The organism is Pseudomonadota bacterium, from assembly GCA_037200975.1.
GTDB lineage: Bacteria > Pseudomonadota > Gammaproteobacteria > Steroidobacterales > Steroidobacteraceae > CADEED01.
Map to the genome: position 1 here is coordinate 3,785,898 of JBBCGI010000001.1, position 25,110 is coordinate 3,811,007.

General features: G+C 64.5%; 21 protein-coding genes. 13 read left to right on the plus strand and 8 right to left on the minus strand.

Translation table 11 applies throughout. From position 1 onward, the window contains the following. Position 1 precedes the first annotated feature (1 nt). The 7 genes from WDO72_17030 to WDO72_17060 form a co-directional block, all read right to left on the minus strand. Positions 2 to 1,159 (minus strand): threonine synthase, encoded by a 1,158-nt coding sequence (locus tag WDO72_17030; protein MEJ0087379.1) that lies wholly within the window; start codon positions 1,157 to 1,159, stop codon positions 2 to 4. Then, positions 1,160 to 2,380 (minus strand): DUF3570 domain-containing protein, encoded by a 1,221-nt coding sequence (locus WDO72_17035; GenBank protein MEJ0087380.1) that lies wholly within the window; start codon positions 2,378 to 2,380, stop codon positions 1,160 to 1,162. A gap of 24 nt (positions 2,381 to 2,404) precedes the next feature. Beyond that, complete coding sequence (locus tag WDO72_17040; protein MEJ0087381.1) at positions 2,405 to 2,629, minus strand: DUF4266 domain-containing protein; 225 nt, start codon at positions 2,627 to 2,629, stop codon at positions 2,405 to 2,407. A 15-nt stretch (positions 2,630 to 2,644) separates the two neighbouring features. Then, positions 2,645 to 3,151, minus strand: coding sequence for a TlpA disulfide reductase family protein (locus tag WDO72_17045; GenBank protein ID MEJ0087382.1), 507 nt, complete (start codon positions 3,149 to 3,151; stop codon positions 2,645 to 2,647). Between the two features lie 13 nt (positions 3,152 to 3,164). Then, entirely contained in the window at positions 3,165 to 3,896 is a 732-nt protein-coding gene (locus WDO72_17050; protein ID MEJ0087383.1) for an outer membrane beta-barrel domain-containing protein, read from the minus strand. Further along, a complete protein-coding gene (locus tag WDO72_17055) occupies positions 3,866 to 4,525 on the minus strand; it encodes an SH3 domain-containing protein (GenBank protein MEJ0087384.1) in 660 nt (219 codons plus the stop codon). Before WDO72_17055 ends, WDO72_17050 begins: the two co-directional genes overlap by 31 nt. A gap of 109 nt (positions 4,526 to 4,634) precedes the next feature. After that, positions 4,635 to 7,451, minus strand: a complete 2,817-nt coding sequence (locus tag WDO72_17060; GenBank protein MEJ0087385.1) for a hypothetical protein — start codon at positions 7,449 to 7,451, stop codon at positions 4,635 to 4,637. Positions 7,452 to 7,770: 319 nt separating this feature from the next. On the opposite strand from WDO72_17060, the gene WDO72_17065 reads away from it, so the two are divergent. The 13 genes from WDO72_17065 (at position 7,771) to WDO72_17125 (ending at position 23,828) form a co-directional block, all read left to right on the plus strand. Further along, entirely contained in the window at positions 7,771 to 8,949 is a 1,179-nt protein-coding gene (locus WDO72_17065) for a hypothetical protein (GenBank protein MEJ0087386.1), read from the plus strand. A gap of 10 nt (positions 8,950 to 8,959) precedes the next feature. Beyond that, positions 8,960 to 11,527, plus strand: a complete 2,568-nt coding sequence (locus WDO72_17070) for a LamG domain-containing protein (protein MEJ0087387.1) — start codon at positions 8,960 to 8,962, stop codon at positions 11,525 to 11,527. Between the two features lie 17 nt (positions 11,528 to 11,544). Then, positions 11,545 to 13,146, plus strand: a complete 1,602-nt coding sequence (locus tag WDO72_17075; GenBank protein ID MEJ0087388.1) for a hypothetical protein — start codon at positions 11,545 to 11,547, stop codon at positions 13,144 to 13,146. Positions 13,147 to 13,380: 234 nt separating this feature from the next. Further along, positions 13,381 to 13,899 carry a TlpA disulfide reductase family protein gene (locus tag WDO72_17080; protein ID MEJ0087389.1) on the plus strand — a complete coding sequence of 173 codons (519 nt, stop codon included), beginning with the start codon at positions 13,381 to 13,383 and terminating at the stop codon, positions 13,897 to 13,899. 4 nt (positions 13,900 to 13,903) lie between these two features. After that, positions 13,904 to 14,605, plus strand: coding sequence for an AraC family transcriptional regulator (locus WDO72_17085; protein MEJ0087390.1), 702 nt, complete (start codon positions 13,904 to 13,906; stop codon positions 14,603 to 14,605). Between the two features lie 20 nt (positions 14,606 to 14,625). Continuing rightward, positions 14,626 to 16,680, plus strand: a complete 2,055-nt coding sequence (locus WDO72_17090; GenBank protein ID MEJ0087391.1) for a hypothetical protein — start codon at positions 14,626 to 14,628, stop codon at positions 16,678 to 16,680. Then, positions 16,677 to 20,192 carry a tetratricopeptide repeat protein gene (locus WDO72_17095; protein ID MEJ0087392.1) on the plus strand — a complete coding sequence of 1,172 codons (3,516 nt, stop codon included), beginning with the start codon at positions 16,677 to 16,679 and terminating at the stop codon, positions 20,190 to 20,192. The genes WDO72_17090 and WDO72_17095 overlap by 4 nt, the downstream gene beginning before the upstream one ends. Further along, complete coding sequence (locus tag WDO72_17100) at positions 20,189 to 20,683, plus strand: hypothetical protein (protein ID MEJ0087393.1); 495 nt, start codon at positions 20,189 to 20,191, stop codon at positions 20,681 to 20,683. The genes WDO72_17095 and WDO72_17100 overlap by 4 nt, the downstream gene beginning before the upstream one ends. A 93-nt stretch (positions 20,684 to 20,776) precedes the next feature. Beyond that, on the plus strand, positions 20,777 to 21,466 hold the full coding sequence (locus WDO72_17105; GenBank protein MEJ0087394.1) for a MotA/TolQ/ExbB proton channel family protein: 690 nt from the start codon (positions 20,777 to 20,779) through the stop codon (positions 21,464 to 21,466). A 40-nt stretch (positions 21,467 to 21,506) separates the two neighbouring features. Continuing rightward, on the plus strand, positions 21,507 to 22,064 hold the full coding sequence (locus tag WDO72_17110) for a biopolymer transporter ExbD (GenBank protein ID MEJ0087395.1): 558 nt from the start codon (positions 21,507 to 21,509) through the stop codon (positions 22,062 to 22,064). After that, entirely contained in the window at positions 22,061 to 22,567 is a 507-nt protein-coding gene (locus WDO72_17115; GenBank protein ID MEJ0087396.1) for a biopolymer transporter ExbD, read from the plus strand. Before WDO72_17110 ends, WDO72_17115 begins: the two co-directional genes overlap by 4 nt. Beyond that, positions 22,564 to 23,463: an AgmX/PglI C-terminal domain-containing protein gene (locus WDO72_17120; GenBank protein ID MEJ0087397.1), complete on the plus strand. Its 900-nt coding sequence runs from the start codon at positions 22,564 to 22,566 to the stop codon at positions 23,461 to 23,463. The genes WDO72_17115 and WDO72_17120 overlap by 4 nt, the downstream gene beginning before the upstream one ends. Positions 23,464 to 23,471: 8 nt before the next feature. Next, positions 23,472 to 23,828: a hypothetical protein gene (locus WDO72_17125; protein MEJ0087398.1), complete on the plus strand. Its 357-nt coding sequence runs from the start codon at positions 23,472 to 23,474 to the stop codon at positions 23,826 to 23,828. 34 nt (positions 23,829 to 23,862) lie between these two features. Here WDO72_17125 and nhaA read toward each other — a convergent pair whose 3' ends face one another. Beyond that, entirely contained in the window at positions 23,863 to 25,029 is a 1,167-nt protein-coding gene (gene nhaA / locus WDO72_17130; GenBank protein MEJ0087399.1) for a Na+/H+ antiporter NhaA, read from the minus strand. Positions 25,030 to 25,110 lie beyond the last annotated feature (81 nt).

The following is a 25,110-nucleotide window of genomic DNA, read 5'->3' on the forward strand; positions in this document are numbered from 1 at the left end:
TTCATCGATACTTCAACCCGCTGCCGGTGTTGAAGACAACCACGGTCTCGTCAGCGCCGATCCAGCCATCTGATCGCAAGCGCGTCAGCGCCGCCCACGCGGCGCCACCTTCCGGACAGATATCGAGTCCCGAATGCGCCGCAAGGCTGCGCGTGGCGGCTTCGATCTCCTCCTCGCCAATCGCAATGGCGGTGCCGTTCGTTTCGCGCAGTGCGCGCAGGCAAAGCGCGCCGCCCAGCGGCGCGGGCACGCGCAGGCCGTAGGCAAACGTGGTCGCGTCGGGCCACGGCTCGGTGCGCTCCGCGCCGGCGTGAAATGCCTTGACCACCGGTGCGCAACCGTCTGCCTGCACGGACACAAAGCGCGGTCTGCGGCCGCGCGGGATCCAGCCGAGGGCTTCGAGCTCACCGAATGCCTTCCACATGCCGATCAGTCCGGTGCCGCCGCCGGTTGGATAGAGAATGACATCGGGAATCTCGCCGTCGAATTGTTCGACCAGCTCGTACGCCATCGTCTTCTTGCCCTCGATGCGATAGGGCTCCCGCAGCGTTGAAACGTCGACGGTGTGGGGGAGTGCGAGTTCGCGCAGCAGCTTGCCGGCATCGGAGATCGTGCCTGTGACGCGATGGACGGTGGCGCCATACAGCTCGCATTCCGCGAAGAACGGCGCCGGCGTATCGATGGGCATCGCGACGGTCACGGGAAGGCCGGCACGTGCGCCATACGCGGCCAGCGCGCCGGCCGCGTTGCCCGCCGACGGAGCCGACAAGGCTTTGGCGCCGAGGTAGCGGGCCATCGATACCGCGGTCGTCATGCCGCGCGCCTTGAACGACGCCGTGGGATTGCGCGCCTCGTCCTTGACCCAGACCCGCTCGGAGACCTTCAGCAGTGGGGTAAAGCCTTCATCGAGACTGACCGCGTATTCCGCGGCCAGCGGCAGCACTTCGCGATATCGCCACAGAGTGGCGGGCCGGTCGCGCAAATCCGCGCGTGACAAGCGGATAGATCCGAGATCGTAGTCGACGCGCAGTGGCTGACCGCAAGCCCGGCAAACACTTTGCAGGACGCGGGGATCGTGTGCGAGCTCGCACGCAAAGCAGCGCAGCGATGACACCTGCAAGGCCCCGTGGGGCATTGGCTCCGCGGCTCCGTGCTCCATCTAAAAGAACGCTGAGATGTAGAACTGGAAGATGTTCGCGTTGAGCTTGTACAGCGGCTCGGTGCCCGGTGCGAGCGGCTCTTCCGGCAACTCGCCGAAGCTGCCGAGGCTGTAGCGCGCGTCGCGGAAGTTGTCGTAGTTGACCGTCATGTAGTCGTAGCGCAGGTTGAGCGAGCCCTTGGACAGCCACGGGAACCGCTCGATCTTGAACTCGTAGGTCGCCGTGAGGCCCGCGGTAATCGCGTTGTAGGTTGCCAGCTCTTTGTCGCGCGCCATGAAGTTGCTGAAATCCGCACGCGGGAAAATATCCTGGTAGAAATCCGCGGCGGTCTGCGTGTAGTAACGCACGCGGGTTTCGAAGATCCACTGGCCGCCGAAATGCGGCAGGTCGAGCGGGTGCACGTAGCCGAGCTCGCCGGTGTGGCCGATGACGCCCCAGGTGTCCGTGTAGAAGCGGTACATGCCGTCGATGGCGGCGCGATACGGCAGGAAGTATTTCGCACGGATGGACGCGGCGTTGCTCGAACGCGTATTCGGGTAGATCTCGTCCTGGCGTCCCTGGTTGAACGGATCGACGAAGAAACGCACCGAGCGATACGGGCTGCGCAGGAAGCCTTCGTCCGTCACCACCTCGAACTGGCCGGAGAGCAGCAGGTTCTTGGTGACGATCTGCGAGATGCCGACGGTGTAACCCTTCGACTCCATGTGTTCTTCGAAATTCGGATCGTTGACCTTCACGTCGTCGATCTTCACGTTGCGGAAGACGTCGTTCTTGCCTTCCTTGTAACCGAACGAAATGGTGGTGAGGTCGCCGAACATGTCGTGGCTGACGCCCATGATCAGCGTCTTGGCCTGGTAGTCGCTCTCGTCGCTGTTGACGTAGCCGACGCTGTAGGTGGACTTGCCGAGCAGGAACGACGCCGACAGGCTCGACTGCGTGCGCTCGTCTTCGTACGGGCTGGCCGAAGTCTCGACGTCCACCGAGGCCGACGACACCATGTCGATGTAGTAGTTGGCCGAGAGCGAGACGTGTTCGCCGATGCTCTTCTGCACCAGCATCGAGGGGCCGGAGATCGTGACGCCGCCGCCTTCGTAACGGAAGTAGAGCAGGTCGGCGCGGTCCTCGGGTAATACGCCCGCGACGCAGACGCCTGCGACGCCGGTCAGGGCGAGGCAGGTTATGACGAATCGGGCGAGACCTGGGTGTGTTTTGCTGGACATGAAGCGGCTCACTAACTACTGGTACTAGTTACAGCCGCAACCGCCACCGGAACCGCCGGTGGCGCCGCGCGAACCTTCGCGCGACTCGAACACGTGATCGAGGAAGTCCTGCGAGATCGGCGCGCGAGTGAAGGCCATGATCGGATCGGCGAGGTTCTCGCGATCGTAAGGTTTCACCCACGGCTCGATCGAGCTGCAGCCCACCGACACGACGGCGAGGGACAGAACAAACAAACCGCGGATGAACATGGTCTTCACTCCTTACTATTCTTTCAGCATCGAGCGGATCTGCGTCAGGTACAGATTCTCGTCACCGGGCTTGTAGCCCTTGTGCATGATGCGGATGTTGCCTTTGCGATCGACGAACACGGTGCTCGGCATGCCGGCCACGTTGTACATCTTGCTGACCTTGCTCTCGGTGTCGAAAGCGATCGGGAAACTCACCGGCTTCTGTTTCGAAAGCCACGCCTCGGCGCCTTTCGAATCCGGCTCGACGTTGACGCCGAGCAGCGTGAAGCCCATGGGTTTGTACTTCTTGTAGATGTCCTCGAGCAGCGGCATTTCCTGCCGGCACGGGCCGCACCACGTGGCCCAGAAATTGATCATCACGACCTGGCCCTTGAACTGCGTGAGGTCGATGGCCTTGCCGCCGCGACCCGAGAGCTGGAAGGCCGGCGCGGGACCGGAAGACGTGGCGGCGAACGCGGGCAACACGAATGCGGCCGCAAGCGCCAGCCCCTTTGTAAATCCCTTCACTGTGCGTACCGACATAAGGCTCACTCCGTCAGAAGAAGACGGTCGCGCTGAGCAGCATCTCTATGTTGTTGGTGACCTTGTCCTCGCCTAACAAGTCGGAGTTGAACACGCGGTCCTGGACTCCGATATGAATGGCCAGCCAGTCGGTCGGCAGCACGCGGAATCCCGCGCCCAGATTTACCGTCAGCCGGTTGTCGCCGGCGAACTTCACGCTACCGATACCCACCAAAGTGTAGAAACCACTGTTCATGGCGAGTTTGCGACCGAGATAGACCTCGCCTGGGAGGAAGTTGTAGCCCAAGGAGAGGCTGTAATACGTGAAGCGTCTCTGATTTCCGGTCAGAAGCTCGATGTCGCCACCCAGCGTCTCGAAACTGGTCTTTCCGGCCGTGGATTGCCCTACGTCGGCCCGGAAAAAGAAATCTTCTGTCACATGGTAGGAAATCTGCCCGGCGTAGGTGGAGCTGGTGCCGAAGTCCTCTATCGAAACGAAACCGGCGCCGCCGCCGATTTCCCAGTTCTCGTTGTCGATCTTGGGTGTCTTGATCTTGCGACGCGCAACGTTCGGCTCGATGACACGCGGCGGCGTGGCATCGGCGTCTTCAGCCTCTTCCTCCGCGGCAGCCTGTTCCTCGGTCTGCTGCTGTTCGACGTTCTTGTTCTTCCCGGACCACGGCCAGCGCAGCAACGAGCAGCCCGAGAGCAGCAGCGTCGCGCACAGCGCAGTGGTTAGAAGAAGCAGGCGATTAGGACTTTCCATTCTTCCAACTCCTGGTTGTCATCGCGGCTCGTGAAAACCGTATGCCAGCGATAATCGGCGCGCAGGAAAAAGCGCCGGGTGAGATACATGCGAATACCCGCGCCCGCATAGGCGGTCTGGTCGGTGCGGTCTTCGGGCAGAACAATCGTTGCGCGCGGCTCCACGTACACGATGCCGGTGCCGAGCTCGAGGAACGGCGAGATGCGCCACTCCGGAAACATGACGTGGGTGATGCCGGCTTCGGCCTTGTAGCCGTTCGAGAAGTTGCCGAGGAACTGCGACAGCGTGATTTCGACCTTCATGTTGTCGGTCAGCGAATACGCGCCGTAGGCATTGATGAGGCTGGCGCCGCCGTAGTTGCCGCCGCCGATGCCGATCCCCCAGTCGTGCGTCGTGAAGCCCGCCATGTCGCCGAGATTGAAGACGAAGGGCGTGCCGTCGGCGAGTTTGGTGCGGCGCATGTCGCGCGCGCGCGCGTAGCCTTCGACACCCTGTTCGGTGCGCACCTTGAACCAGTCAGTGCGCCGATAGAGCACGTCGACCGAGGCCTCGCGCTCGACCACGTGGAATACGGGGTAGCCGCGCCCGGGTCCCGTCGACAGCTCGAGATAGGGCTCGCTGACGAACACCTGCAGCAGTTTTTCCTGGGCCGCTGCTTCCTTGGCGGCCTTTTCTGCTTCGGTCTGTTTCGCTAGCGCTGCGACCGAGAGAAAACACGCGAGGACGACGAAGCCAAGACTAGTTCTGCGGAGTCGGCGGGAACGGATCGTTGTAATACTGGGCTCCAATATCCAGCCACTCCGAAAGCAAGCGCAATTCTGCGGTCGAGAGCATACCTGCATGCGTCGCATTGTTCATCACGGTGAAAAACCGCGAGCCGCGTGCATTGCCTTGTGCCATGGGCGGTGTGAGTGTCTCGGCCACGAGAACCGGGTTGCCGTTGTCGTCGACGACCGGGACACCGTCCTCGACCAGCGGCACGAGTCGGGGGACGACGGCACCGGCATCGAGGAAGAGCTCGGGGCGGGCGAACAGCAGCTGGCGATAGGCGCGCAATTGCATCGCGTCTTCGTCCGAAGGCTCATCCGTCAGCTCGAGAGAAGCCGCGGGCAACTGCGGCGCATTGGCTGCATCCAGCCGGTTGTGGCAGACCGTGCAGGTCTTCGGGAAAGTGACGTTGCCCGTTCCATCATCGACGCCGCCGAGCGGACGCGGCACCGACCACAGCGGGTGAATGTGGCCCGGGCGAGTTCCGATCGTCGCGTAGTGAATGGTGATGCGGCAGGTCGGGCTCCACACCGGGAAACACCCCGGATTCGTCGGCAGAGCGGTCGACAGGAATTGATAGCTGTAGGCGAACGACTCCGTTGGCAGCGGCGACGGTTTCCAGATCTCGTCGTAGACGACGTTCGCGCTCGGCGTGATCGACTGCAGGCCGCAGTGTTCGGTCATCGTCGTCGCGTCGATGCACGACGAACCCGCGCGTGAGCGAGCCCGTGCCATCGTGTCGCCGATCTCGGGAGAGATCGTGGCCACGGTGCCCGGGAACGCCTCGCCGGTGTTTGCGGCGCCGGCATAAGCGGAGTCGAACAAGCCCTTGCGCCCGTGTACTGGCGGTGCGGTGCCTGCGGGCGAACCTGCGGGCAGCGTGCGCGTATGGCACCCGTTGCACTCGAGGACTTCACCCGGCCGCACACTGAGCCAGGCGCGATGCAGGATTTCCCGGTTGTTCATCGCGTTGATGCGCCGCCCGTTCACGTCGAGCAGACTCAGCTGGAACGCGATGTTCGCGGGCACCTTCATGCGCACCGAGCCATCCGGCTCCACCGGCGCGTACGCCACGATCTCGCGCATCACACCGCTCGGACCAAAGGCGGAGTTGTCAGGGTCCGCGATGTCGTCGTCGTCGGGCAGAGAGACCGGCTTCTCGATGCGGATGAAACGGACGAGGCGCGAAGTGGCTGGGATGTTCGTCGCGTTCGACAGATTCTGAATCGTGCTCGGCGCGTTGTTGGTGAGACGCGCGGTGTCGATTCCCATGAAGTCGTAGACGCTGCGGATGGAAAGCAGTCCCGCACCTTCGGCGACGAGGTCGGCATTGAGATCGGCCGGCGCCTGCTTGTCGAGAATCACGGCGGGCAGCGGCACGCGCGGCTGCGCGGCCACGGCTTCGGTGACCATGACGCCTTCGACGGGTGCCATGACCGGCAGGATGGTGTTCTGCGCCGGATCGAACATCCAGATGCTGTACAGCGGCGGCGCGGTGACCGGCGGCGTGGCCGCATCGGGCGAAGTGCAGGGAATGATGCGGGTCGGATCGGCTTCGGCGAACAGGCGGCACTGCGTCCAGCTCACGAGGATGCGGCCCGAGCCGTCCCACAGCGGAAAGCCGGACTCGAAGCGTCCGCCGGGCGAGGGACCCTCGACGGTACGCACGTCATTGAGCGTCGCCGGCTGCTGCGCGGGGCCGGGCATGCCGGCGCTGGCGAGCAGGGGCTGGTTGTTCTCGACGAACCGGTTGCCGTCGATGATGGTGAGCGCACCGCCGAAATCGACGTCGGTCCGATCGCGGGTCAGCACCATGATGCGGCCATCGCTCATCTCGCGCGCGCGCATGAACTCCACGTTGGTGGTGTTCGGGTTGGCGGCGGTGTGGACGACGCCGTCATTGCCCGTGTTGTGTGAGACCGCGCCGTAGTAGAGCTGCGTGTCCGTGCCGTCGGGATTCGTGGTGTACAGGTGCAAGCCGTTGCGGCCCGGGGCCCTGTCCCAGCGCGTGAACAACACCCGGCCGTTCTGCAGCACGGTGCTGTAGAGGTCGCTCGAGGGGTTGAACGTGATCTGGTGGATGCCCGTGCCGTCGGCGTTCATCACGTGCAGCACGAACGCGGATTCGTTGCGCGCTTCGGTGGCCGCCTCGAACTGCGACTTGCCTTCGTCGAGCAGGATGGCCTTCGACTGGCGCTGGCGCGTGGAGGAAAACAGGATGCGACCGTCCGGTAGATAGGCGGGAGCCACGTCCTGGCCTTCTTCCTCGATGATGTCCGAGGTGATCACGCGGTGCAGCGTGTCGGTCTCGATGTTGTATTCCCAGATGTTCCAGGTCGGCGGTTCGTCTTCATCGTCGGCGTCGTCCAGCGGGCCGCGCATGGCGAACGCCACGTGCAGGCCGTCGGGCGCGACGGAAAGATCCTTGATGTCGTAGCGATCCTCGGGCTCACCCAGCGGCTCGACGCGCAGCCGCGCGGTGAGCTCCACCTCGGGCGAGCCGGGGGAGGCGCGGTCGCGCTTCCACAGCGTGGCGCTGTAGTCGTCGTCTTCGACGAACGGGCGCACGCGGGTGACGTTGTCCTGATCCTCCGGCACCTGGTGCCGGATGTAGAAAATGGGGAAATCGACGGTGGCCGGATCCGGGTCCTGGCCATTGCCGATGCCGATGCCGCCGCCGCCCGGACCTTCCGTGCACGCCGCCAACAAGCCGCAGACGCCGATCACCAGGCTCGTGGCGAGGTTGCCGAACGTGATCCGGTTCGCGTTTTGAAAAGGTCGATTCACTGCGTCCTCCACTGTCACTGCATGTGCATTGCCGCACAGGCATGTGACGTAATGCAATCATCCCGCTTGAGGCCACTACGATCTGCCGACGCCGTCACAGCAACCAGTCCGACAACGCGGTTCTCTTGTCGACTGTTGTAGTTAGGGCCGCAGGCAGGCTTACGGCGTGACGTGGTTCGCAGTCCTGGGGCAGAAGGCTAAAGGAAGTACGTAATAAATGGTGCTGTCGCCGCTTGGAGACGTACAGGAGCGGAGACAAACAAGTGTCGACACGGGGGGAGGGATACTGCCTCCGTCAAAAGGGATGTGGATGAGCAATATGAAGACCCCAAAGGTTTCAAGTTCGAAACAGGTCGCTCTCGCGTGTCTGCTCGCAGTCGTGGCGATCGCCGCGGCGGCGAACGATCGCGACAAGGCGAAGCGCATTCACGATCGCATCGCGGGCGTACCGCCGAGCGAAGCGACCCTCAACGCGATGGAAGCGCTGGTGGCCGGCGGAAACGCCCGGGCCGCCGCCGACCTCGCGACCCAGGCGCCTTCCTTCTACAACGTCACGTTGAAGAACATGGCGGTGCCGTGGACGAACCGCGACCAGACGGTGTTCGCGCCGCTCAACGATTACGTGGCCACCTTCATCGGCATGGTGCGTGACGATGCCGATTTCAGCACCGCACTCTCTGCCGACCTGACCTATACCGTGATGGGCTCGACGCCGGCGGCCTCGGCCGCGAGCAACGATCACTACGCCAACGCGGAAGCGAACCAGATGAATCTGTTCACCGCGCTGCAGTCTGGCAAGCAATCGACCGTGCAGGGAATTCCGGAAGACGCCACCGCGGGTTTCCTGACCTCGCGCGCCGCCTCCGAAGCCTTCTTCATCGACGGCACGAACCGCGCGATGTTCCGCTTCACCATGATCAACCACATGTGCCGCGACATGGAGCAGGTGCACGACACCTCGCTGCCGCCGGACATGATCCGCCAGGACGTGAGCCGCTCGCCCGGTGGCGACAGCCGCATCTTCCTCAACAACTGCATCGGCTGTCACAGCGGCATGGATCCGCTGTCGCGCGCCTTCGCGTTCTACGACTTCGACAACGGCACGGCGGAAGCGCCGGGCACGATGCGGCTGGTGTACACGCCGGGCGTCGTGCAGCCGAAGTACTTCAACAACGACACCAACTTTGCGCCGGGTTTCCGCACTCCCGATGCCAAGTGGGAAAACCGCTGGCGCAAGGGCCAGAACTCGCTGCTGGGCTGGAACACCGCGTTACCCGGTTCGGGTGATGGCGCCAAGTCCATGGGTCAGGAGCTCGCCAACAGCGATGCGTTCGCTCAATGCCAGGTCGAGAAGATCTACAAGACCGTGTGCTTCCGTGCGCCGGGCAATGCGACGGACCGCGCGGACGTCGAAGCCTTGAAGACTCTCTACCTGGGCAACGGTCATCACCTGAAAGCGGTGTTCGCCGAAGCCGCTGTTCGCTGCATGGGCGAGTGAGGAAACACACATGAACTTTATGCAGTCAAAGAGTCTCCGCTGGATCAGCGCCGCGCTGGCGGCCGCCGTTCTGGCCGGCTGTTCGAGCGGCGGTGCGCCGACCACGGAAAACCCGGTCACATCGGCGCCCCCGGTCACCGATTACACCGGTCCCGCCTCGGCCAACGCCGACGTGCAGGCCTTCCGCATCAACCTGTGGGAGAACATCAAGGCTAACAACCGTTGCGGCTCGTGCCACAACGCCGGTGGCCAGACCCCGATGTTCGCCCGCAACGACGACGTGAACCTCGCCTACCAGGCGGCCAACGGCGTCGTGAATCTCACGCAGCCCGATCAGTCCCGCATGGTGCTGAAAGTGGCGGGCGGCCATAACTGCTGGTTGCAGTCACCCGCGGCCTGCGGCGACACGCTGACCGTGTGGATCCGCAACTGGGCCGGCTCCAGTGCCACGGGCGGCACGCAGATCCAGCTGCAGGCGCCCGCCATCAAGGAAGTGGGCGGCAGCAAATCGTTCCCGGCGACGCCGACTTCGCCGGTCAATCCGCCGAGCGACAACTCGTCGTTCGCGGGTCCGCCGCCTTCGGCGCTGTATGCCCTGGTGCGCGATGTGGGTACCGCCAATTGCGTGCGTTGCCATTCCTCGAGCTCGGCCACGATGCAGCAGCCGTTCTTTGCGGATGCCGATGCGGCCACCGCGTACGCGGCCATCAAGTCGAAGATCAATCTCGACAACCCCGATCAGTCGCGGCTGGTCGTGCGTCTGCGCGACGAATCGCACAACTGCTGGGGCGCGGCGGGTTGCGCGGCCAATGCGCAGACCATGCTCGATGCCATCAACAATTTCGCCGACCGCATTCCGGTGACGGAAGTCCCGGCGGATCTGCTCATCTCCAAGGGCCTGACCTTGTACGACGGCACCGTGGCCGCCGGTGGCAACCGCTACGAAGCGGCGACTATTGCCAAATACGAGTTCAAGACCGGCATGGGCAACATCATCTATGACACCAGCGGCCACGAGCCGGCGCTGAATCTCACGATCTCCGGCGCCGTCGACTGGGTTGGCGGCTGGGGCATCAACGTGAAGCCGGGTGGCAAGGCGCAGGGCACTTCGGCCGCGTCGAAGAAACTCGCCGACCTCATCAAGTCGACCGGCGAATTCTCGATCGAGGCGTGGGTCAACAACGCCAACGTCGCCCAGGAAAACGCCTTCATCGTGAGCTACTCGGCGGGCGCCAACGCGCGCAACGTCACGCTCGCGCAGCGCATGTACCAGTACGAAGCGTATACGCGCGTGGGCGGTGGCAAGACCACCAACAACGGCACCCCGGTGCTGCTCACGCGCGCCGCCGACATGGACGCGCAGGCCGCGTTGCAGCACGTGGTCCTGACGTACAGCCCGGTCGAAGGCCGTCGCATCTACGTCAACGGCATCTACACCGGTGATGTCGATGCCCAGGGTGGCGGCTCGCTCGCCGACTGGGACGACACCTTCGCACTGGTGCTCGGCAACGAGACTTCGACCAACCGTCAGTGGGAAGGCGTGTTGCGCCTGGTCGCGATCCACAATCGCGCCCTGACCGCGACGCAGATCGAACAGAACTTCGAAGCCGGTGTCGGCGAGAAGTACTACATGTTGTTCAACGTCAGCCACCTGGTCGACGTGCCGCAGGCGTACGTGATGCTCGAGGCCAGCCAGCTCGACAGCTTCGGCCTGCAGTTCGCCAAGCCGACCTTCATCAGTCTCGATCCGAACGCCTCGGTCGCGAACCTCGCCATCGAGGGTGTGCGCATCGGCTTGAACGGTTCGGACCGCCACGGCGGTCAGGCCTACTCGCCGCTCGCGGCGAACGTCGGAGCTAACTACAGCGCCAGTACCGGCGAGCAGATGTCGCCCATCGGCACGGTCATCGGCCTCGAGAAGGGCGTGCTCGACGACCTGTTCTTCCTGTCCTTCGAGAAGATCGGCACGCGCACGCATGCGCCGCCGCCGGTCGTCGTCGTGCAGCCGCCACCGCCGGGCGATTCGGATCCGGAAGCGGATGTCGGCCTGCGCACCTTCGACGAGCTCAATGCGACGCTGTCGGTGATCACCGGCGTGCCGCAGTCGAACGCGAAGGTGTCGAACACCTTCCAGACGGTGAAGCAGGCGCTGCCCACCATCGAGAAACTCGGCGCCTTCGGCCCCGCGCAGCAGACGGCGCTGGCGCAGCTCGCGATCCAGTACTGCAACGTGATGGTCGACGACGCGACACTGCGCAGTAACTTCTTCGGCGGCCTGACCGGCGCCGGCACGGGTACGGCGGCGTTCGGTGCGGTGGGCGACAACGCCAACGCAAACCGGGCCACGCTCGTGAACGCGCTGGTCAGCAAGGCCGTCGGTACGGGACTGCTCTCGCAGCCGACCGCACTGCAGGTGCGGGACGAAATCTCGGGCAAGCAGCCCAACGACAGCAACTTCCCGGGCCTGGTCAATCGCCTGGTCAGTGGTCCTACCGGCTCCGACCCGAATGGCGGTCGTACGGTCATGAAAGCAGCGTGCGGCGCCGTGCTCGGCAGCGGCAGCACGCTCATCCAGTAATCAGGGAGACGAGAGTCATGTACATCCTAAAGCAGAGCCCCCGTACCCTGGGACTCGATGAACCTATCCGGCACGAAAGCCACAAGGCTCCGCGCACGCGGCGCGACTTCATTGCGCAGGGTCTGCGCACCGGTCCCGCCATCGTCGCGGCTCCATCGCTGCTCGCGCTCCTGATGTCCAACAAGGCCGCGGCGCTGTCGCCGGACCTGAGCGGACTCAAGGACGCCTGCGGCATCACCGACGGTGCGGGCAAGATTCCCTTCATCTGCTTCGACCTCGCGGGCGGCGCGGCGATGACCGGCTCGGAAATCCTGGCGGGCCAGAGCGGCAATCCGCTCAACTTCCTCTCAACCGCGGGTTACGCGAAGCTGGGTCTGCCCGGCAACATGACGCCGGCCAGCGCCACGACCGATTTCATCAACGAGGAATTCGGCGCGCCCTGGCACTCGGACGGCGCCATCCTGCGCGGCATGCTGGGTTCGACCCAGGTGGCCACGCGCGCCAAGGTCGACGGCTTCCCGATCGCCGCGCGTTCGGAAAACGATACCGGCAACAACCCGCACAACCCGATGTACGGCATCAACCGCATCGGCGCGGACGGGCAGCTGCTGACGTTGATCGGCTCGCAGAACACCGACTCGGGCGGCAACTCGATGGCGCCGATCGCGATGATGGATCCGGCGGCTCGCCCCACCAAGGTGGACCGTTCGAGCGACGTCACCGGCCTCGTCGATACCGGCGAACTCGGTACCTTGTTCAGCAACACGGATGACGCGGTCGCCGTGCTCGAATCGATGACACGCCTCGGCCACGTGAAAGTGGACCTGGCGAAGACCAGGCTCGGCGCCAATTCCTTGTCGGCCAACGACGTCGCGCTCAAGGAGCTGGTGCGCTGCGGCTACGTCAAGTCGACGTACCTCGCCGATCAGTTCCGCGACAAGGCGGCGCTCAACCCCGACGTCGACCCGTTCATCGTCGGCCAGGCGGACAGCATCTTCACGCAGGCGGAATACAACGCCGACAACGAATTCCGCAAGACCGCGGCCATCATGAAGATGGTGATCAGCGGCTACGCGGGCGCGGGCACCGTGACGATGGGTGGTTACGACTATCACGGCCAGGGCCGCAACACGGCCGAGACGCGCAATTTCCGCGCCGGCCGCTGCATCGGCGCGGCGCTCGAATACGCCGCGCGCAAGAACAAGCCGCTCATGATCTACGTGTTCAGCGACGGTTCGCTGTCGGCCAACGGCGTGGTGAACAACAGCGTCGAAGGACGCGGCAAGCTCGACTATGCGAGCGACAACCAGTCGACCGCGTGCCCGTTCGTGCTGGTGTACCGCCCCGGCGGCAGGCCGGTGCTGAAGAGCGCGGCGCGCCGGCAGATCGGCTCGTTCAACGCGGCCGGCGACGTGGTCACCACCTCCAGTCCGGCGGCCAACGCGGTCAACCTGCTGGTCGAAACCGTGCTGCTCAATTACATGGCGCTGCATGGCGAGCAGAACAACTTCGACCAGCCCGCGTTTTTCCCGCGGCATGGCCTGGGTGCGAGCGCCTCGCGTGAAGCGCTGACGATCTTCGAGCCCATCTGTAACGGCACGATCAGCAACCCGGTCTAGCAGTTCGCTTCGATCGATCAAGGGAGCGTCGGTACTCGCGATGTCGCGTGTTGCCGACGCTCCCTTGGCGTTTTTGCCTGTCCAGTCAACCGGATGTGCGTCTCAAAGGGCGGCGCGTTTCGTTGACATTGTTAAGTGGGCTATGGGAAGGTTTCGCGCATCCGATCGCGCGGAAACCGGGTATTGCTTGTCCGGTGTCGCATGAGTCTCTTAACCGTGAGCACTAGTTTGTTAGTGAGTTCCCGAGCCGCCCTGCAGGTGCGTTTTGCTGCGCTTGCGATCTGCCTCCTGCCGCTGGCCGGAGCGCTCGCGGCTGAAAAATACGACCTGGTCGGCCTGCCCGCGCCGGACCTGGTGGCGCGCGGCCTCACGGGCGAAAACGTGCGTGTCTCGGAGCACCGCGGCGAGGTGGTGGTAGTTAGCTTCTGGAGCGGCAGCTGCAACACCTGCCGCGCCCAGCTCGAGGCGCTCGACCGCATCTCCAGGACCTATGCCAGCGCCGGGCTGGTGGTGCTCGGCGTCAACCTCGACGACAACCTGCCGCGCGCCGAGAAGTTCGCCCGTGCGCAGGACGTGAAGTTCCCGTTGCTGATCGCCGCGCCCGAGGCCACCGGCCGCGACTATCGCGTCGACCGGCTGCCGATGATGGTGTTTGTCGATCGAGAAGGTGTGCTGCGCGCAGCACACCGCGAATTCAAGGCCCGTGACGAAGCCCAGTACGTGCGCGAACTGCGCAAATTGTTAGACGAGTAAACCTATGCCGACATCCAAACTCCTGGTCCGTGCAGCCGCCGTCCTGGGCCTGGCCTTGACCGTGGCCACGTTCGCCGCGCCGTCATTCGCGCAGGACCCGCAACCGGCCACCCCCGCATCGATCGATCCGGCCGCGCCGTCGTCCGACGCCACCGCGCCGGCCGATGCCGCCACGGGCGAGACCGCCGGCGCTTCGATCGTCGGCACTCCCGCGGAAGCCGATGCGCCGCCGCCCGCCGCCGGCGAGCCGCCGGCCGACACCCGTGCGCTGGACGAGACGGTGCAGGGCCTCAAGAAGGACGTCGTCGACCTTAACAAGGAATTGTTCGTCCTCGAAGAGGAGCTGCTGTTCCCGGCCAACACGCAGGTCGCGGTATTCATCTCCATGGACATCGGCGAGTTCTTCGCGCTCGATTCGCTCTCGCTCAAGATCGACAACAAGGAAGTGGCTAACTACCTATACACGCCGCGCGAGGCCGAGGCCCTGCTCAAGGGCGGCGTACACCGCGTGTACCTCGGCAATCTCAAGGTCGGCGAACACCAGCTGGTGGCGTTCTTCAGCGGCAAGGGCCCGAACGAGCGCGACTACAAACGCGGCGCGAACCTCAAGTTCGAGAAGGGCGTCGGGGCCAAATACCTGGAGCTCAAGATCACCGATCGGCAGCGCAAGGCGCAGCCCGAGTTCGCCATCAAGGACTGGGAATAAGAGCGCAGGCGCGGTCCACGATGAAGGCATTCGCACGCATCGCTCTGCAGACGGCCGCCGCGCTGGTGTGTGCGTCCGTCCTGGTTTTGCCGGCAATGGCCGCAGAACCCGAGGTCGACAAGTTGTCGCCGACGGTGGTGCGCGACCTGCATTTCGGCGACGCGCTGTTCTATTACTACCAGGGGCAGGATCTCGAAGCGATCACGCGCCTGCAGGCGTACCGTCAGTGGGGCCGCATGCCGCACCACGACGCGGAGACCGACCTGCTGCTCGGCGGCCTCTATCTATCGCTGGGTCTGCACAACGAGGCCGGCGAACGTTTTGAAACGCTGCTGACCCAGTCCGTGCCCGAGGGTGTGCGCAATCGCGCCTGGTTCTATCTCGGCAAGATCTGGTACGCGCGCGGTTATCTCGACCGCGCCGAGCGCGCCATCAAGGAAGTGCAGGGCCGGCTCACGCCGGATCTCGAAGCCGAGCGCCTGCACCTGCTCAGCAACATCCTCATGCGCCAGCAGCGCTTCGACGAAGCCATCGCTCTGCTCAACGCCTGGCGCGGCCGCAAGGATCAATCCGACTGGCTGGCCTACGCGCAGTACAACCTGGGTGTCGCGCTGGTCCGCAAGGGCCTGGTGACCGAGGCGGATCCGTTCCTCACCACCGTCGGCACCCTGGTGTCCGGCCGGCGCGAGCTGCGCTCGTTGCGTGACCGCGCCAATCTCGCGCTCGGCTACGCCTATCTGCAGAACAACCAGCCCGTGCTCGCCAAACCCGCACTCGAGCGCGTGCGTCTCGACGGTCCGTATTCCAACAAGGCCCTGTTAGGCGTCGGCTGGGCGGATGCCGCGGAAGGGCAGTTCCAGGAAGCCTTGACGCCGTGGATGGAGCTGCGTGACCGCAACTTGCTCGATTCCGCCGTGCAGGAAGCCTATCTCGCGATTCCCTATGCGTTCGCCAAGCTCAATGCGAATGCGCAGGCTGCCGAGAACTACGAAATCGCCATCAAGTCGTTCGACAGCGAGACGATGAACCTCGACGCCTCGATCGCCGAGATCAACGACGGCACGATGCTCGACAAACTTCTGAAGCGCGATGAGAAGGACCACTACGGCTGGTTCTGGCAGCTGCGCGAAGTGCCGGACGCCCCGCAGTCGCGTTATCTCTATCACCTGCTGGCCGGTCACGATTTCCAGGAAGGCCTCAAGAACTATCGCGACCTCGCGTTTCTCGGCGGCACGCTCGCCAAGTGGCAGGACAGCATCGTCGCGTTCGACGACATGCTCGACACGCGCGAGCGCGCCTACGCCGAGCGTGTGCCGCAGGCCGATGCCGTGCTCGCCTCGGGCCGGCTCGACAAGTACGGCGCCGAACGCGCCAACACCGGCGGGCAGCTCGACCAGGTCGAAGCGAGCCAGGACGTTTCCGCGCTCGGTACTGCGGAGGAGCGCGACCAGTGGGCGCGCATCGTGCGGCTCGAAGCCGCGCTGCTGGCCGCGCCCAACGACGAAGAAACCAACGTGATCCGCGAGAAGACGCGGCTCGCGAAAGGCGTTCTGTACTGGCGGCTCGCGGAATCCTTCAAGGCACGCGTCTGGAACGAACGCCGCACGTTGAAAGATCTCGATCAGGCGCTGCGCGAAGCGCAGAACCGCTGGGTCCGCGTGCAGAAGGCGCGCAGCTCCATGCCTAACAACACGGGCGAGTTCGCCGCGCGTGTCGAGGCGCTGCGCCTGCGGCTCGAGGCCGCGCAGCAGCGCCTGGCCGGTGTCGCGCAGCAACAGAACGGCCTGCTCGAAGCGCTGGCGCGCAACGAACTCGAACAGCAGAAAGAGCGCATCGGCACGTACCAGATCCAGGCGCGTTTCGCGCTCGCGTCCATCTACGATCGCGCCGCCGCGCCGCCGGCCGCCGTGCCCAGGGAGAGCGCGCCGCAGGAATCTCAGGGCGAGCTCGAAGTAGTGCCGCAGGACTCCGCCACGCCGCTCGATGGCGCCGCGCCGCCGCGCGCGGATCAACCCGCTCCAGACACCACTGCACCCGTCGATCCGGCGCCGCCTCCGGCCGAGGCGCCGAAGTGAACGCTCCGAACAAACTACTCGCGCTGGCGGTGGCCGCGTTGTGCGCGGGTTTCGCGCTCGACGCCTCTGCCGCGCCGAAGAAGAAAGAAAAGACCATCGGCGAGCTCAGCGCGCGCCCCGTGGTCGTGCAGCCGGATCTGAAGGTGGAAGCCAGCGCCGCGCGCGCCATGGACAACTACCGCCGCTTCCTCGAATTGCAGAAGACCGATCCGCAGCTGCGCGCCGAAGCGCTGCGCCGTCTCGCCGACCTCAATATGGAAGCGGGCGAGGGCGATCGCATGGCGACCGAGGCCAACGCGATCGACCAGCAGGGTGGCGAGGCCATCAAGCTCTACACCAGCCTGCTCAAGAGCTACCCCGACTATCCGCGCAACGACCAGGTGCTCTACCAGCTCGCGCGCGCCTATGAAACCACCGGCCAGCCGGAAAAAGCGCTGGCGACGCTCAACGAAGTGCTGCGCAAGTATCCGCGCTCGCCGCAGATGGACGAAGTGCAGTTCCGTCGCGGTGAGCTGCTGTTCTCCGCCAGGGAATACCGCCAGGCGCAGGACGCCTATCAATTCGTCGTCACCAAGGGCGACAAGGCCGCGTTCCTCTCGCAGAGCCTGTACAAACACGGCTGGTCGCTGTTCAAGCAGGGCCTGAACGAAGAAAGCCTGCCGTCGTTCGCGGGCGTGCTCGATCGCGCCATGTTGACCAAACAGACGCACCAGCTCATCCCGATCGACAAACTACCGCGCGCCAGCCGCGAGCTCGCCGACGACACGTTGCGCGTCATGGCGGTCACGTTCTCCTACGATGACGACTCGATCGGCGCGATCGACAAATTCCTCTCCGCGCGCGGCAATCCTGCGTACGCGCCCATCATCTATGCGCGTCTCGGCGACCTGTACGTCGAGAAGGAGCGCTTCCAGGATGCCGCGAGTGTGTACCGCGCGTTCGCGCAGCGCGAGCCGAACAGCGAGTACTCGCCCGGCCTTTCGATGCAGGCCATCGAGGCGTATCGCAAGGGCGGCTTCACCGAGCTGGTGCTCGACGGCAAACGCGAATACGTCGCGCTGTACAACTACGGCACCTCGTTCTGGCAGGGCCGCAACAAGGCCGACTACCCGAACATCGCCAAGGAACTGAAGACCAACCTCAAGGACGTGGCGCAGTACTTCCACGCCGAGGCGCAGAAGACCAAGAAGGTGGATCAGTACCGCGAGGCGGCGCGCTGGTATCGCACCTATCTGGAATCCTTCCCGGATGATCCGGAATCGTTCGGCACCAACTACCTGCTGTCCGAGGCGCTCTATTCGAGCGAGGACTATCAGGGCGCCGCCACGGAATTCGCCAAGGCCGCGTACAACTACCCGCGCAATCCCCGTTCGGCGGCAGCCGCGTATGCCGCGCTCGGTTCGTACGCCAAGTACGAAGAGAAACTGCCGCCGGCCGAAAAAATCGAAGCGCACAAGCTCGCGGTCGATGCGGGCGTGAAGTTCGGCACCAGTTTCCCCGAACATCCGGACAGCTCGGGTGTGTTGACGCGCGCCGCCGAAGACATCTTCGCCACACAGGATCTGCAGCGTTCGATCGAAGTGGCGAACCTCGTGCTGGCGCATCAGCCGCCGGCCGATCAGCCGAAACGCCGCATCGCGTACACCATCATCGGCCAGGCGAATTTCGATTTGCTGCAGTTCCCGGAAGCCGAGCAGGGGTACGTTGCTGCGCGCGACCTGCTGCCGCCCAACGACAAGATGCGCGCGGATCTCACCGAGCGCATCGCCTCGGCGGTCTATCGCCAGGGCGAAGCGAAACAGAAGGCGGGCGACAGCCTGGGAGCGGTCGACGATTTCCTGCGCATCTCGCAGGTCGCGGGCACTTCCAAGATCGCCGCGCAGGCCGAATACGACGCCGGCGCGCAGCTCATCATCCTCAAGGAATTCCCGCGCGCCATCACGGTGCTCGAGCGGTTCCGCACCAACAATCCGAAGAGCGAGTACACCGCGGATGTCACGCGCAAGCTCGCGGTCGCCTACGGCGAGACCGGACAGGCCGGCCAGGCGGCGGTCGAGTTCGAACGCATCGCGATGAATCCGGCGGAGTCGAAGGACATCCAGCGCGAGGCCAACCTGAGCGCGGCGGATCTGTACACCAAGGCCGGCAACACGCCGAAAGCCGTGAGCATGCTCGAGCGCTTCGTCGTCACCTATCCCACGCCGGTGAGCGATTCGATCGAAGCGCGCCAGAAGCTCGCGGACATCGCGGGCAACGCCGGCAACATCGAAGGCCAGCGCCGCTGGCAGCGCGAGATCGTCGCCGCCGATCGCAATGCGGGGCCCAACCGCACCGATCGCACGCAGTATCTCGCCGCCAAATCGCAGCTCGCGCTCGCATCGCCGACTCGCGATGAATACCGCAGCATCCCGCTGGCGCTGCCCCTGAAGGCGTCGCTGGCGAAGAAACGCAAGGCCATGGAAGCGGCGCTTGGCGCGTACAAGACGGCGGCCGACTACCGCGTCGCCGAAGTGACCACGCTCGCGACTTTCGAGATCGCGGAGATCTACCGCCAGCTCGGCAAGGACATCATGAAGTCCGAGCGGCCGAAGAAACTCACCGGCGACAGCCTGGACGAGTACAACTCGCTGCTCGAAGAACAGGCGTTCCCGTTCGAAGAGCAGGCGATCAAGACACATGAGATCAACACGGCGCGCACGCGCGAAGCCGTGTACGACGAGGGCGTGAAGAAGAGCTTCGCCGCGCTGGCCGAGCTCAAGCCCGGCCGCTACGGCAAGACCGAGATGATCGGCACGTCGTTCGATGCCGTCGTGCCCGCGCTGCCGCCCGTGCAGGCGCCGGAGCCGGTCATCGCGACTCCCGCGGACCCAACCCAGCCTGCCGTGGCTAACAATGCGACGCCCGCCGCCGCTCCTGCGGGCCCGGTGGTTCCGAAAGCGCCGGCGCGCGCCAGCGCGGATTTCACGCGCGCGTTGCAATTGATGCGCAGCGATCCGACGCAGGCCAGTCTCGAATTCCAGCTGATGACGCAGACGTACCCGGATCTGCCGGGGCCGTACGCCAACCTCGGCCTGCTGTATCGCAACGCCAGCCAGCTGCCCGAGGCGGAAGCCGCCTTCGCGAAGGCGACCGAGCGCGCCAGCTGGGACGCCGCCACCTGGAATGAATATGGCGTCACGTTGCGCCAGGCGGGCAAGTTCGCCGAGGCGCGCACCGCATACGAACACGCGGTCAAGGTGAATCCTTCTTACGCGCCGGCACACCGCAATCTGGCAGTGCTGCTCGACCTGTTCCTCGACGATTCGTTGACCGCCCAGACCGAGTTCGAGACCTACAAGACGCTCACCAACGAAGACAAACCCGTGAGCGGCTGGATCGCCGAGCTCAAGTCGCGCAACCGCGTCTCTGGCAAGGCACCGGCGGCCGAATCCGCGCCGGCGCCGGAGGCGGCGCCCGAAACGCCGCCCGAGACAGCACCCGAGGCGGCCGCGCCCAAAGGAGCCCGAACATGAACAAGCTGCTCATCGTGACCGCGTTGTTGTTAGGTGGAGCCGCCGTGGCGCAGACGCCGCCGCCGGCCGCGCCGCGCGACGACATGGAGCCCGGCGTCAATACATCGGCGCAGGCGCCGCAGTCGGCCGCGCCGGCCACCAGCGCGCCCGCGGCCAGCCCCGTGCCCGCCGCTGCCAAGCCCGCCGCAGCCGCGGCTAACAAGCCAGGGGCGAAGCCCGCCGCAGGCACCGCAGCGGCTCCCAAGGGGAATGCCAAGGATCGCCTCGATCTCGATTCGACGCAGATCACCGGCAATAGAGAATTGCCGAAGGTCCTGTACATCGTCCCGTGGCGCAGCGCGGAGCTCGGCGACCTCGTCGGGCGTCCCGTGAACAGCCTGCTGGACGAGGTGCTGGAGCCTGTCGATCGTGACGTTTTTCGCCGACAGAACCGCTACTTCGAAGCGTTGCAGCCTAATGAGGCAACGCCTGCCCCAAAGCCTGAAAAGTAAGCCTGAGAAGTGATTAACAGTTTTTGTCACTTATGTAACGCAATCTTGGCGCGCTTGCCCGTAAGCGCTGCCGTTTTTTGAGGAGAGTCGACCGTGTCTATTTCCGGAATCATCAAGTTTTTCCAGGACGGCGGGTTCTTTCTGTACCCGCTCGTCATCATCTTCGTCGTCGGTGTCGCGATCAGCGTGGAACGCTGGATCTATCTGACCCTCGAGACGTCACGTAACCGTTCGTTGTGGGACGACGTCGCCCCGCACCTCGGTGCCGGCAACTTCAAACAGGCCATCACGCTCGCGAACAATTCGCAGGCGCAGATCGGCACGGTGCTGAAATACGGCCTGGCCCGTCTTTCCTCCGCCCGTCGCCGCGACGACATCCAGCAGGCGATGGAAGAGTCGCTGCTCGAGATCGTGCCGCGTCTCGAAAAACGTACGCACTACCTGAGCTCGCTCGCCAACATCGGCATGTTGGTCGGTCTGCTCGGCACCATCATCGCGTTGATCCACGCGTTCGCCACGGTGTCGCAGGCCAACCCGGCCGAGAAGGCCGCGCTGCTCGCTTCGGCGATCTCGGAAGCCATGAACAACACCGCCTCCGGCCTGTTCGTCGCGATCACGCTGCTGTCCACGCACATGTTCCTCGAGGCGAAGACCACTTCGCTGATCGACAGCCTGGAAATCGCGGTGGTCAAGTTCCTGAACTCCATCACGGAGAGATATTCGGAACCGGCTCCCGCTGCGCCCGCCATGGCGCCGCGCGCTCCGGCTCCGCGTCCTGCCTGATAGCTAGTCGCAACCGCTAGCCACAGCAGAGGAACAGCAGATGTCTTCATCCAAGCTTGCCGCCCGTGCAATTCGCAACCATGCGAAGTACAAGGGGCGCAACGACCTCAACATCGTGCCGATGATCGACATGATGGTGATCCTGGTGTTCTTCCTGCTGTTCACGGCGGTGTTCTCCAACACGAACATTCTCGAGCTCAACCTGCCGGCGCCCAACTCCTCGGTGCCGGAATTGCCGAAAGGGCTGCAGCTCGAGATCCACGTGCGCAAGGCCTCCATCGACATCGCCGATCGCAACACGGGAATTTTGCGATCGCTGCCGATGAAGGAAAACGCGTACGACTACGCGGGGCTGTCCGAGTACCTGCAGTTCGTGAAGGCGAAGTATCCGACCGTCACCGAGGCCAGCGTGCTGCTGGAATCGGACATCCCCTACGACGTGCTGGTCCAGACGATGGACAATGTGCGCCTGTGGGAGATGAACGACGCGCCGAATTTCACGAAGGTGGAGCTGTTCCCCGACATCTCCGTCGGTGACGCTCCGCTCACGGGTGCAGCCGCGACGGCGGCCGCTGCGCCGGCGGGAGCCGCGAAATGATCCCGTATCGCATCAAGAAACATCGCAAACGCGCGCATCACAACAGCCACATGGCGCTGGTGCCGTTCATCGACATGCTGACGATGCTCGTGGTGTTCCTGCTGTTGCACAGCTCGGACGTCGAAATCCTGCCGAACACCAAGAACATCAGCATTCCGCAGTCGGTTGCCGATCTCAAACCGCACGAGACCGTCGTGATCATGGTCACCAAGGACGATCTGCTGGTGAATGGCCGCAGCGTCGGCAAGGTCGCCGAAGTCGCGAACATGCCGAACGACAAGATGATCATTCCGTTGCTGCTCGAGGCGCTGAAGGCGCAGGCCGACGTCGTGTTGCGGCAAACCTCGGAAGAGGCGGTCAAGGATCGCGAAGTGACGATCATGGGTGACAAGGGCACGCCGTTCGCGGTGCTCAAGCGCGTGATGGCCACGGCCACCTCCGCCGACTACGGCAAGGTTTCGCTGGCAGTCATCCAGCGTGAGCGCGAGGTAGGCGGCGCATGATGCTGGCACCTTATTTCCGCCGCTTCGAGCTGCCGTGGGCGCCTGGCGAGGAGAGCGAATCACGCTTCAAGAGGCTGGTACGCATTCTGTTGATCATCGCCACCCTGCTGGCGATCCTCATCGCGTTGCTGCCGAAACGCGAGGCCGAACGCATCAAGCCCGAAGAACTGAAAGAGCGCGTGGCGCAGCTCATCATCGAGAAGCCGAAACCGCCACCGCCGCCGCCACCGCCGGTGGAAGAAAAGCCGAAGCCGGAAGACAAGCCGAAACCCACCGAGAAACCGGTGGAGAAGCCCAAGCCCAACGTGCGCAACCAGGGCCTGCTCGCGATGCAGGATGAGCTGGCGGCGTTGCGCGACCAGAATCTCGATCTCGCCGATCCGCAGATGAAGACGCCGGTCGAGGATGCGCGTTCGGAACGCAATCTGATCACCTCGTCCGTCGGCCGGGCTTCGGGCGGCATCAACACCGCCAACATGGCACGTGGCTTCGGCGGCGGCGCCGGCGCCATCGGCACGCATACCACGACGCAGGTCCAGCACGGCGCGGGGCTCGATCCGAACGCCGGCGGCAAGGTGCAGCGCACCGGCAACAGCGGCAAGGCGTCGCGCGCGCGCGAGGAAGTCGAAATCGTCTTCGATCGCAACAAGGGCGCGTTGTACGCGCTGTATGGCCGCGCGTTGCGCGATGCTCCTGAGCTCGCGGGCAAGCTGGTGCTGGAATTCACGATCGCGCCGTCGGGTGAGATCACGATGTGCCGCGTGGTTTCGAGCGAGCTCAAGGATCCCGAGCTCGAGAAGAAGATCGTGGCGCGCGTGCGCCTGATCCGCTTCAAGGCTGCGGACGTCGAGCCTCTTACGGTCAGCAAGCCGATCGACTTCTTCCCGGCCGCGTAGACGCCGCGGTGAACCTCCAGTCGGAAATCAGTTTCTACGCGGAGATGGGAACGATCGACAAGGCGCGCCTCATGGCGAGCTTTCTGTCCGAGCTCACCGTCGAGGCGCGCGCCACGTATGGCCCCACGCTCGACAACGTGCACGATGCCGCCCGGCTGCGGTTCACGAACGAGATGTGCAACCGCATCACCAAGCTGATCGAACAATACCTCGGGGACGACCGCACGCGTCCCGACGACGAGGCGGTGATCCGCATGCTGCTGGGTGCGCGGGCCGACAAGGTGGCCGAGCGGATGATCCACGCCGCGTACCGGCGCGCGCTGCAGAACTTCGAGCGCTACGACACGACGGTGTTCCTGAGTTAGTGGTGCCGGGAAGGGGGTTCCGGGGTTGAGCCGCTCAACCCCGGAACCCCCTTCCCGGCACCACTCGGAGCCAGATCAGTGCCGCCGCACCCGCGAGCAGCGACGCCACCAGCACCGCGAGTTTCGAGGAATTCACCAGCGCCGGTGTTCCGGCGAATGCCAGGTTGGTGATGAAGATGGACATGGTGAAGCCGATGCCGCCCAGCATCCCGGCGCCCACGATGTGACGCCAGCGCACACCCTCGGGCAAGGAGCTCACCCCGCACGCCACGGCCACCAGGCACAGCCCCACCACGCCGGCCGGCTTGCCCAGCAGCAGGCCCAGTGCGATCCCCAGGTTGTTAGGGCTGCCGAACTGCTCGAGCGCGGCGGCATCGATGGGCACCCCGGTATTCGCCAGCGCGAACAACGGCAGGATCGCGAATGCGACCGGTTTGTGCAGCCGGTGTTCGAGCCGGTGCGAGGGCGATTCTTCGCCCGGCTTGCGCGCTGAAAACGGAATCGCGAACGCCAGCAGGACCCCGGCAATCGACGCATGGATGCCGGCATTCAGCAGGCAGCACCACAACGCAGCGCCGCCGAGCAGATAAGGCCATAGCGCCATGACGCGAAAAGCCCGATTGAGCGCGATCAGCACCGCGAACAGCGCCAGCGCTGCCGACAGATACGCCACGGAAATTTCCGCGGTGTAAACGGCGGCGATCAACACGATGGCGCCCAGGTCGTCGATCACCGCGAACGCCACGATGAAGACCTTGAGCGCCGCAGGTACCCGCGGGCCGAGAATGGCGAGCACCGCAAGCGCAAAGGCGATGTCGGTCGCCATCGGAATGCCGAAGCCCGCCTGCGTGGCGGCGCCGGCGTTGAATGCGTAGTGGATCAGCGCCGGTGCGGCCATGCCGCCGACGGCCGCGAAGGCGGGCAGCAGCGCATTGCGCAGCTTCGACAGCTCGCCGACGTACAGCTCGCGCTCGAGTTCGAGGCCGATCAACAGGAAGAACACCGCCATCAGCGCGTCGTTGATCCAGTGTTCGATGCTGAGCGGGCCGACTTTGGTGTGCCAGAAGGCGATGTATTCAGCCGCGATGGGCGAGTTCGCGAGCACCAGCGACACAACGGTGCAGGCGAGCAGCAGGATGCCCCCGAACTGTTCGGATCTCACGAAGCGGTTGAAAGTGTCCGTCAGCGAAAAAGGGGACATGCCGAATTTCCAGGTCAGTCGGTGTCAGGTGGGACTTAGAGTAGGCGTTGCGACAGTACTTGCTCAATCGTTCCAAGTCCC

Bases quoted from the DNA above. Each gene is read 5' to 3' on its own strand.
- WDO72_17110 (MEJ0087395.1), top strand. From the start codon at position 21,507: ATGTCTTCATCCAAGCTTGCCGCCCGTGCAATTCGCAACCATGCGAAG.
- WDO72_17045 (MEJ0087382.1), bottom strand. From the start codon at position 3,151: ATGTCGGTACGCACAGTGAAGGGATTTACAAAGGGGCTGGCGCTTGCG.
- WDO72_17085 (MEJ0087390.1), top strand. From the start codon at position 13,904: ATGCCGACATCCAAACTCCTGGTCCGTGCAGCCGCCGTCCTGGGCCTG.
- WDO72_17035 (MEJ0087380.1), bottom strand. From the start codon at position 2,380: ATGTCCAGCAAAACACACCCAGGTCTCGCCCGATTCGTCATAACCTGC.
- WDO72_17050 (MEJ0087383.1), bottom strand. From the start codon at position 3,896: ATGGAAAGTCCTAATCGCCTGCTTCTTCTAACCACTGCGCTGTGCGCG.
- WDO72_17100 (MEJ0087393.1), top strand. From the start codon at position 20,189: ATGAACAAGCTGCTCATCGTGACCGCGTTGTTGTTAGGTGGAGCCGCC.
- WDO72_17030 (MEJ0087379.1), bottom strand. From the start codon at position 1,159: ATGGAGCACGGAGCCGCGGAGCCAATGCCCCACGGGGCCTTGCAGGTG.
- nhaA (MEJ0087399.1), bottom strand. From the start codon at position 25,029: ATGTCCCCTTTTTCGCTGACGGACACTTTCAACCGCTTCGTGAGATCC.
- WDO72_17065 (MEJ0087386.1), top strand. From the start codon at position 7,771: ATGAAGACCCCAAAGGTTTCAAGTTCGAAACAGGTCGCTCTCGCGTGT.
- WDO72_17040 (MEJ0087381.1), bottom strand. From the start codon at position 2,629: ATGTTCATCCGCGGTTTGTTTGTTCTGTCCCTCGCCGTCGTGTCGGTG.
- WDO72_17075 (MEJ0087388.1), top strand. From the start codon at position 11,545: ATGTACATCCTAAAGCAGAGCCCCCGTACCCTGGGACTCGATGAACCT.
- WDO72_17120 (MEJ0087397.1), top strand. From the start codon at position 22,564: ATGATGCTGGCACCTTATTTCCGCCGCTTCGAGCTGCCGTGGGCGCCT.
- WDO72_17090 (MEJ0087391.1), top strand. From the start codon at position 14,626: ATGAAGGCATTCGCACGCATCGCTCTGCAGACGGCCGCCGCGCTGGTG.
- WDO72_17070 (MEJ0087387.1), top strand. From the start codon at position 8,960: ATGAACTTTATGCAGTCAAAGAGTCTCCGCTGGATCAGCGCCGCGCTG.
- WDO72_17115 (MEJ0087396.1), top strand. From the start codon at position 22,061: ATGATCCCGTATCGCATCAAGAAACATCGCAAACGCGCGCATCACAAC.